Genomic DNA, 9023 nt, shown 5'->3' with positions numbered 1-9023 from the left:
GAAGTTGAACGCACCGACATAGGCGCGCGTCGACATGTCCTGCTTGTTGACCTTCATGTAGTCGAGCCCGTCGGAGATTTCCTCCCAGACGTTCTTCTTCGGATCGAGGTGATCGCGGCTCTGGTCGACATAGCCGAGGCGCACCGTCTGGCCGATCTCAATCGTGCCGCTGTCGGGCGTTTCCTGGCCGGTGATGAGCTTGAACAGCGTGGACTTGCCCGCGCCGTTCGGCCCGATCACGCCGACGATGCCGCCCGGCGGGAGGAGGAACGAGAGGTTCTCGAACAAGAGCTTGTCGCCATAGGCCTTGGAGATGTTCTTGGCCTCGATCACCTTGCCGCCGAGGCGCTCTGGCACCTGGATGACGATCTGGGCCTTGTTGATCACGCGGCTTTCGGTCGATTCCACCAGCTGGTCGAACGCCTTGATGCGGGCCTTGCTCTTGGTCTGGCGGCCCTTGGTGCCGGCGCGGATCCAGTCGAGCTCGTCCTTGATCGCCTTCTGCTTGGAGGTGTCCTCGCGCTCTTCCTGTTCGAGCCGTTTGGCCTTGGCTTCGAGGTAGGTCGAGTAGTTGCCCTCGTAGGGGAAGTACTTGCCGCGATCGAGTTCGAGGATCCAGCCGACGACGTTATCGAGGAAGTAGCGGTCGTGAGTGATCATCAACACCGCGCCGGCATATTCCTTGAGGTGGTTTTCCAGCCAGTTGACGCTTTCGGCATCGAGGTGGTTGGTGGGTTCGTCCAGCAGCAGGATCGAAGGCTTCTGGATCAGCAGGCGGGTTAGCGCGATGCGGCGCTTTTCGCCGCCCGAGAGGTTGTCGACTGGCCAGTCACCCGGCGGGCAGCGCAGGGCCTCCATCGCGATTTCGAGCTGGTTGTCGAGCGTCCAGCCATCGACCGCGTCGATCTTGTCCTGCAGTTCGGCCATCTCGGCACCGAGCGCATCGAAATCGGCGTCTTCCTCGCCCATTTCCATGCCGGTCTGGTTGAAGCGATCGACCATGTCGGCAATCGCGCGCGCACCGTCCTTGACGTTTTCGAGCACGGTCTTGCTGGTGTCGAGCTGCGGCTCCTGTTCGAGATAGCCGACTGTGATGTTCTCGCCCGGCCAGGCTTCGCCCGTATAGTCCTTGTCGATCCCGGCCATGATCTTGATGAGCGTCGACTTGCCGGCGCCGTTGGGGCCGACGATACCGATCTTGGCACCCTGATAGAACTGCAGGTTGATGTTGCTCAGCACCGGCTTGGGCGCGCCGGGGAAGGTCTTGGTCATGTTCTTCATGACGTAGGCGTATTGGGCGGCCATCGGAGGTCCTTGCGTATTCTCGGGAAGCTGGATTTGGCCCGCGCTCTACAGGGGCGCGGGGCCGTGGGCAAGCGGGGTGAGGGGTGGGAATGCGGCGGTTTCGCGTGGAGGCGAAGAGAAGAAGGAAGGATGTTTCGCGCAGAGACGCAGAGGACGCAGAGAGGCAGCACCTGCGGCAAAGCCGCTTTCAACCTGCAATGCTCAGGACACGAACAAAGGCCTGCGGCCAGCCAGTCACCGCCCTTTTCTTCTCAGCGCGCTCTGCTCCCTCTGCGTCTCTGCGCGAAACCCCTTTTTCCCTTCCCGCCAAAACAGATAACGGTGATCCGCCTCAGCCCGCCGTGCGCGCCTTGAAGAAGGCGATGACGTCCTGCTCAACCTGCTTCGTCGCGCTGCCCGGTTCGTCGATCAGGTGCCAGGTCAGCACTGAATGCGGGGCGATGGGCGCGCTGGGATTGGCGTCGGCATCGGGCAGTTCGACCGTTACGCAGCGCTCGCCGAAGGTGTCCTTGAGCATGGCAAAGCGCCCATCGGGGACGAAGCCGTCGCTCGGGAAGCGCAGCGCCATCAGGTGCAAGTCTTCTTCCTCGAACCGGCGCTTGGCACAGGCGATTTCATCGGCGCTCGCATCGATCCGCGCGGCGCCCTTTTTGCCCAGCGGGAGCGAGGGCTGCGAGAGGACCGGGGCCACGACCGCAGGCTCTGTCATCATCGCGAGCGCGAAGCCGCCGGTGAAGCACATGCCGACCGCGCCGACCCCGCGCCCGCCGCATGTCGCATGGGCATGCCGCGCGAGCGCGCGAAGCCAGTCGACGATGGGGCTCGACTTGCCATTGGCCCAGACGTTGAATTCGCGGCGCACGCAGATTGCCCAGAGCATCTGGCCGACGGTGTAGGCCTTTGTGGGTTTGCGCCCGTCCTCGCCAAACAGGCTGGGGCAATAGACCGTCATGCCCTGCGCGGCGACGCGATCAGCGAAGCGCAGCACTTGCGGGTGGAGGTTGGGCATTTCGTGCATGACGATGACGGCGGGGCCGCTGCCCTTGCGCCAGACGCGGCGCGTATAGGGGCCATCGGTGAAATCGAAGGCTTCGTAGCCGGCGAAGGCTTCGGGATTCTTCATGGCTTCCCCCTGATGCAAAAAGACCCGGACGGTGATGGCACCGACCGGGTCCTTTTTCGCGCCCCTCAGATGCGTATCAGAGGCGTTCGATGATGATCGCCGGGGCCATGCCGCCCGCTGCGCACATCGTGACGAGGCCGTAGCGGCCGCCCGAGCGTTCCAGTTCATCGAGCGCGGTGCCGATGAGGATCGAGCCGGTCGCGCCGATCGGGTGGCCCAGCGCCATGGCGCCGCCGTTGATGTTCACCTTGGCGCGGTCGAGTTCGAGATCGCGGATGAATTTTTCGGCGACGACGGCGAAAGCCTCATTGATTTCCCAGACGTCGATGTCTTCCTTGGTCAGGCCCGCCTTGGCGAGGACCTTCTTGGCGGCGGGAACCGGCGCGTTGAGCATCAGCGTGGGATCATCGCCCTGATTGGCATAGGCGACGATGCGCGCGCGGGGCTTCAGGCCGTGCTTCTCCGCATAAGCGGGCGAGGTGATGAGCAGCGCGGCGGCGCCATCGACGACGCCCGAGGAATTGCCCGCGTGGTGGACGGGCTTGATGTCCACGTCCGGATAGCGGCGATTGATCTGCTTGCGGAAGGTGACGCCGCCGCCGAGATCGAAGTCCATCATCCCGGCGAACGCAGGCTTGAGGCTGGCGAGGCCTTCCGCAGTCGTTTCGGGGCGGGGGAATTCCTCGTGGTCGAGCGCGACGGTGCCGTCCTCGTTGAGCACGGGGATCAGCGACTTGGCGAAGCGGTCTTCCTTGATCGCCATGTCGGCGCGCTGCTGGCTGACGAGGGCGAGCGCATCGAGTGCCTCACGGCTGATGCCCTCGATCGTGGCGATGGCATCGCCGCAGATGCCCTGGTGCGATTGCGGGTGGAGCTCGTCGAGCGCCATGTTGCCCGAGCCCATCAGGCGCGGCGGGAAGCCGGCATTGGCTTCGGCCGCGGCGTTGGCGGCGGTGAAGCTCATCATTTCGGTGCCGCCCGCGATGACGCAGTCTTCCATCCCGGACATGACGGTGGCTGCGGCCAAGTTCACCGAAGTGATGCCGCCGCCGCAGAAGCGGTCGAGCGTGGTGCCGCTGGCGGTGATGTTGAAGCCCGCCGCAAGCGCGGCCATGCGGCCCAGATCGCCGCCCTGCTTGCCGACCTGCGAGGAGGTGGACCAGATGATGTCGTCCACCGTGCCGGTATCGAGGTTGTTGCGCTCTGCGATGGCCTTCATGACCGTGGCGGCGAGGTGCTGCGGGTGCAGGTGCGACAGCGCGCCCTTGCCCGGCTTGCCCACCCCGCGCGGGGTGCGGACGGCATCAATGATATAGGCTTCGGCCATGTCAGACTCTCCCAAGTAGGTTAATCGAGCGATTAAACCGCTGCGCGCGCCTGCGCAAGGGGGAACCTCGACAGCGGTGCGGGGCGCGGCTTATGGTGGGCGCACAATCACCAATAGGAGCCCACCATGCTGCACGCCGAACTGCTGGAGCAGGCCCGGAGCCTTGAACCGCAGATCACTGCGCTGAGGCGCGCAATCCATGCCGAGCCGGAGCTGGGGCTGCACACACCGCTGACGGCCAGCAAGGTGCGCGCGGCGCTGGCGCATCTGCCGCTGACGTGGCGCGAGGGGCCTTCGACAACTGGGCTGGTCGCGACGCTCAAAGGCGGAGCAGGCGAGGGCCGGCGGGTGCTGCTGCGCGGGGATATGGACGCGCTGGAGATGCCCGAGGAGACCGGGCTGGAATTTGCCTCGCAGTTTGCGGGGCGGATGCATGCCTGCGGGCACGATGCACACACCGCGATGCTCGCGGGGGCGGCGGAATTGCTCTGCGCGCGGGCGGACAAGATTGCCGGCGAAGTGCAGTTCATGTTCCAGCCGGGCGAGGAAGGGCACCACGGCGCGCGGTTCATGATCGACGACGGACTGCTGGAACCGAAGGCGGACGCGGCCTTTGCGCTCCACATCATGCCCAACAGCCCGCACGGGATGATCGCGGGGCGCGCCGGGCCGCTGCTGGCTTCGGCGGACCGCTTCGAGATCACGGTGAAGGGCGATGGCGGTCATGCCTCCATGCCGCACGATACACTGGATCCGGTGCCGGTGGCCTGCGAGATCGTCAGCGCGATCCAGGCGATGGTGACGCGCAAGTTTTCGGTGGCGGACCCGGTGGTGGCGACGGTTTCCAAGATCGAGGCGGGGACGGCCTACAACGTGATTCCGGATGCGGCGCATCTGCTCGGCACGATCCGCACGCTTTCGCCCGCTTCGCGCGCGAAGCTGCACGAGGCGCTGCCGACGCTCGCTCGGCATATCGCTGCGGCGCACGGGCTGACCGCAGAGACGGCGATCATTCCGGGCTTTCCGGTAACGATCTGCGATGCGCGCGCGGTCGATCTCGGCGCGGCAGTGGCGGAGGAAATTGCCGGTGAAGGCAGGTTCCACCGGATGGCGCACCCGATCATGGGGGCGGAGGATTTCTCCTATGTGCTGGAGCAGACGCCCGGCGCGATGTTCTTCCTTGGCGTGGCGCCGCAGGGGGCGGACTGGAAGAGCTGCTGCTCGATCCATTCGACGCGGATGATGCTGGATGAAAGCGTGATGCCGCTGGGCGCGGCGATGCTGGCGGGCTGTGCGGAGCGGTTTCTGGCGGAAGGCTTTGCGTGAGGACCAAAGTGCCGTGTGCGGTGTCTCGACTTCGCTCGACACGAACGGGTCCCTTGGGGGAAGGCTGTTTGATTGCGTGAGGTGCAATGCTGCCGTCTTGAAGGGCTAGCATCGCAGGCGGTGATCTGACAGGGGCTGCCACATGCAAGACCGGGTTCTGCCGCTGAGCGGCATTCACAATTTTCGCGACTATGGCGGCTACGGCGCGCGGGGCGGCATGGTGCGTAAAGGGCATCTGTGGCGTTCGGGGCATCACTTCGATGCGACGCCGGACGATCTCGATGTGGTGCACCGCATCGGCATCGCGCGGGTTATCGACTTGCGCGGGGATAGCGAGCGCGCTTCATTTCCGTGTCTGCGGCATGAGCAATGGGCGGGGCAGGTGGTGTTTTACCCCGGCGAGACGGCCGGAGATCATGGCAGGGCGGTGCATGATGAGGCCGCTGCTGGCGTGCGGACTGCGGACGATGCGCGGGCCACGATGGTGAAGCTTTACGACAAGCTGCCGTTCCGCCCGGTGCTGGTGGGCACGTTCCGGCTCTACCTCCAGACCCTTGCCGAGGACCATGGGCCGAGCCTGCTGCACTGCTTTGCCGGCAAGGACCGCACCGGCGTGGGCGCTGCAATCGTCCACCGGCTGCTGGGCGTGCATGCGGACGACGTGATGGCGGATTACCTGCTGACCAACACGGCCGGCAATTCCGAGGCACGGATCGCGGCGGCGGCAACCAATGTTCGCGCAAGCTTCGGCCCGATGATGACGGACGATGCGCTGCGCACGATCATGGGCGTACAGCCGGAGTTTCTGGAAAGCGCCTTCGCCGCGATGGAGCGCGAGCACGGGACGTTCGAGGCCTATGCCGAGGCGGTGCTGGGCGCGGATGCGGCGCTGGTGGCGCGGCTGGAAGAGCGGTTGGTGGTTTGAGGGGCGGATTCAGGTCCGAGTCATCACCACCGACTCAAGCCGCCGGTCGGCCAAGTCCTCCGGCGTGATCCACCATTGCAGTGCGCCGCCGCCGAAGTGATGGCCGATGGCGGAGTTGGTCGGCAGTTCGAGCAGCAGCAGGTGCGTTGCGGCCAGCTCCGCTTCGCCGCTGGCAGGGGCGAGCAGACGCGCCGGGGGCGGGGCGATCACGCCTTCGGGTGTGCGCCGGGCGAGGGCGTGCCGGTAGGCGACTCGGGCGGTGATCTCTTCGGGGAACTTGGCCGCTTCCTGCGGCGAGGCGTGCAGCGTCGTCTCGATCGCGGCTTCGACGGCCTCGGGAATCACCCGTTCGGCCAGGGCGCGGTGGGTGGCGAGCCAATCCCAGAAAGCCTTGCGCACGGGCGGGGCGATGGGGGCGAGCGCGGGGTTGTTCAGCGCGTGGTCGAACCAGGCCTGCGCTTCCTCGCGCACGGCCTTGAGCTGGGCGGCGCGTTCGTCCGCCTCAAGGCTGGGGTAGGGGTCGTGGACGACGGTGCGCGATGCGCGGTCCGCCTCGCGCACGAGGGCGGCGGAGGTGATCTGCACGGAGATCCAGTCCTGCGGATAGCCGTACCACAGCGGTTCGAAGCCCTGACCGTCAGGCCCATGAAAATCCGCGAGATCCAGCGCGGGCGCGAGCTCGTTCTGCCCTTGCGCATCGAGCAGGGCACGCGCCGTGGCGGCATTATGCGGCCAGCCGGGTGAGTCCGATTCGGGCAGGGCGATCAGCCGCGGTGCGACAGGCCAGCGGGGCAGGATCTGCGTGCCGTGAGCGGGCGTGAGCGCCCAGGGCCAGACCAGCGCGGCTTCATCGCCATAGGCCATGGCGAGGCCCTGCGGCACATCGAGTCCATGCCACGGCATTCCCGCATAGCCCTGCGCGTGGATCACCCGGAAGGCATCGCCGGGGCCCCAATCGCAATCGAGAAACACGGCCAGCGCGCCTTCGGAAGGCAGCAGGCCGAGGCCTGCCTCGTCGGGCACTTCGGCAAGATCGATCTGGAGGAGGAAATGGAGCGGCTTGCCGGTGCCTGGATGGACCGGCCATTCCGCTGTGCCGGGAAGCACCGGGGTGCCGCCAAGCCAACTGCGGCCTTCCGGCGCGCGGTGCGGGGGGAAGTGCTGGCGCAGCACCACGGCCTGCCGCGTGGAGGCGGCGAGCGGGGCCGGTGCTTCGGGCGATGTGGCTGCCGGTTTGGGTTCGCCCGGCTCCTCAAGCTCTGCATAGGGGGCGGCGGGCAGCGCATTGGCTGCCTCGGCCTCGGCCAGCGAAGCGGCTGAAATCATGCGGCTGCGGCCGACTTTTTGCGGCAGGGCTTCGGGTTCGGGCTCGGGATCGGCGGCTTCATCCGCGGCCTTCCGGCGCTTTGCCTGTTTCGGCTTGCGCGGCTTTGGTTCCTGCAGCGCGCGTTGGCGCAGCCAGTACCAGATCAGCGCGATGAGCCCCAGCGCGCTGGCAATGAAGATGGCGAAGATTGCGACTAGGGCGAGCACGCGTTCACCTTTCCGGTGTTACGCTGCGGTATTAGGCCCAAACCTGCAACAAATGGTTATTTTGGGGTGAAGGGGCCGGTTCGGCGTTTTGCGGTCTGGTGCTGCGCGTTGGCGCTCTGGATCCCCGCCTGCGCGGGGATGACGAAGGGGTAGGCGGCGATGACGAGGGGGTAGGCAGCGATGACGAAGGGGCGCGGGGATGCCCAACAAAAAAGGGGCGGGAATTCGTCCCGCCCCTCTTCAACTCGGTTCGATGCCAATCAGGCTTCGACGGCCATGGCGGTTTCGAGGTTTTCGACGATGGCTTCGAAGAACTTCTCGGTGGTCATCCACGGCTGGTTGGGGCCGATCAGGATGGCGAGGTCCTTGGTCATCTTGCCGCTCTCGACCGTTTCGATGCACACCCGCTCGAGCGTTTCGGCGAACTTCACCACTTCGGGGGTCTCGTCGAACTTGCCGCGATAGATCAGGCCGCGCGTCCAGGCGAAGATCGAGGCGATCGGGTTCGTCGACGTGGCCTTGCCCTGCTGGTGCTGGCGGTAGTGGCGCGTGACGGTGCCGTGCGCGGCTTCGGCCTCGATTGTCTTGCCATCGGGCGACATGAGGACCGAGGTCATCAAGCCGAGCGAGCCGAAGCCCTGCGCCACGGTATCGGACTGCACGTCGCCATCGTAGTTCTTGCAGGCCCAGACGAACTTGCCTGACCACTTGAGCGCCGAGGCGACCATGTCGTCGATCAGGCGGTGTTCGTAGACGATATCGGCGGCGGCGAACTTTTCCTTGAAGCCTTCGGTTTCGAACACTTCCTGGAACAGATCCTTGAAGCGGCCGTCATAGGCCTTGAGAATCGTGTTCTTGGTCGAGAGGTAGACCGGCCAGCCGAGGCCGAGGCCATAGTTGAACGAGGCGCGGGCGAAATCGCGGATCGAATCGTCGAGGTTGTACATCGCCATGGCGACGCCGGCGCTCGGGAAATCGAACACGTCGAGATCGATCTTCTGGCCGTCATCGCCGTCCCACACGAGGCGCAGCTTGCCCGGGCCGGGGATCAGCGTGTCGGTCGCCTTGTACTGATCACCGAACGCGTGACGGCCGACGACGATGGGATCGGTCCAGCCCGGCACGAGGCGCGGCACGTTCTGGATCACGATGGGCTCGCGGAACACGACGCCGCCGAGGATGTTGCGGATCGTGCCGTTGGGCGACTTCCACATCTTCTTGAGCTTGAATTCCTCGACCCGCTGTTCGTCCGGCGTGATCGTGGCGCACTTCACGCCGACGCCATATTCCTTGATCGCATTGGCCGAATCGATGGTGATCTGGTCGTTCGTCTCGTCGCGCTTCTCGACCGAGAGATCGTAGTACTTCAGATCGATATCGAGATAGGGAAGGATCAGGCGTTCGCGGATCCACTGCCAGATGATCCGCGTCATTTCGTCGCCATCAAGCTCGACGACAGGATTCTTCACCTTGATCTTTGCCAT

General features: G+C 65.5%; 7 protein-coding genes. 2 read left to right on the top strand and 5 right to left on the bottom strand.

The features are described 5' to 3' along the window. The 3 genes from ettA to Q0071_RS21985 form a co-directional block, all read right to left on the bottom strand. A partial coding sequence (ettA, locus tag Q0071_RS21995; protein ID WP_298174692.1) for an energy-dependent translational throttle protein EttA occupies positions 1–1305 on the bottom strand: 1305 nt, incomplete at its 3' end. Between the two features lie 331 nt (positions 1306–1636). Further along, positions 1637–2428, bottom strand: a complete 792-nt coding sequence (locus Q0071_RS21990; RefSeq protein ID WP_298174690.1) for a dienelactone hydrolase family protein — start codon at positions 2426–2428, stop codon at positions 1637–1639. 76 nt (positions 2429–2504) lie between these two features. Further along, positions 2505–3755 (bottom strand): acetyl-CoA C-acetyltransferase, encoded by a 1251-nt coding sequence (locus Q0071_RS21985; protein WP_298174688.1) that lies wholly within the window; start codon positions 3753–3755, stop codon positions 2505–2507. 126 nt (positions 3756–3881) lie between these two features. Here Q0071_RS21985 and Q0071_RS21980 point away from each other — a divergent pair, with 126 nt between their 5' ends. Next, positions 3882–5081 carry a M20 family metallopeptidase gene (locus tag Q0071_RS21980; RefSeq protein WP_298174685.1) on the top strand — a complete coding sequence of 400 codons (1200 nt, stop codon included), beginning with the start codon at positions 3882–3884 and terminating at the stop codon, positions 5079–5081. Positions 5082–5223: 142 nt separating this feature from the next. Continuing rightward, positions 5224–6006, top strand: a complete 783-nt coding sequence (locus Q0071_RS21975; protein ID WP_298174683.1) for a tyrosine-protein phosphatase — start codon at positions 5224–5226, stop codon at positions 6004–6006. A gap of 9 nt (positions 6007–6015) precedes the next feature. Here Q0071_RS21975 and Q0071_RS21970 read toward each other — a convergent pair whose 3' ends face one another. Next, entirely contained in the window at positions 6016–7539 is a 1524-nt protein-coding gene (locus tag Q0071_RS21970; protein ID WP_298174681.1) for a DUF1963 domain-containing protein, read from the bottom strand. Positions 7540–7799: 260 nt separating this feature from the next. Further along, the gene (locus Q0071_RS21965) at positions 7800–9023 is read right to left on the bottom strand and encodes an NADP-dependent isocitrate dehydrogenase (RefSeq protein WP_298174679.1); all 1224 of its coding nucleotides are present in this window, start codon (positions 9021–9023) and stop codon (positions 7800–7802) included.

It is taken from the genome of Novosphingobium sp., assembly GCF_027486195.1.
Taxonomy (GTDB): domain Bacteria; phylum Pseudomonadota; class Alphaproteobacteria; order Sphingomonadales; family Sphingomonadaceae; genus Novosphingobium.
The sequence above is the reverse complement of the archived record's forward strand: the minus strand, read 5'-3'. Positions and strand labels throughout refer to the sequence as shown.

Coding starts and splice junctions, on each gene's coding strand:
- Q0071_RS21990 (WP_298174690.1), bottom strand. CDS start 2,428: ATGAAGAATCCCGAAGCCTTCGCCGGCTACGAAGCCTTCGATTTCACC.
- Q0071_RS21985 (WP_298174688.1), bottom strand. CDS start 3,755: ATGGCCGAAGCCTATATCATTGATGCCGTCCGCACCCCGCGCGGGGTG.
- Q0071_RS21980 (WP_298174685.1), top strand. CDS start 3,882: ATGCTGCACGCCGAACTGCTGGAGCAGGCCCGGAGCCTTGAACCGCAG.
- Q0071_RS21975 (WP_298174683.1), top strand. CDS start 5,224: ATGCAAGACCGGGTTCTGCCGCTGAGCGGCATTCACAATTTTCGCGAC.
- Q0071_RS21965 (WP_298174679.1), bottom strand. CDS start 9,023: ATGGCAAAGATCAAGGTGAAGAATCCTGTCGTCGAGCTTGATGGCGAC.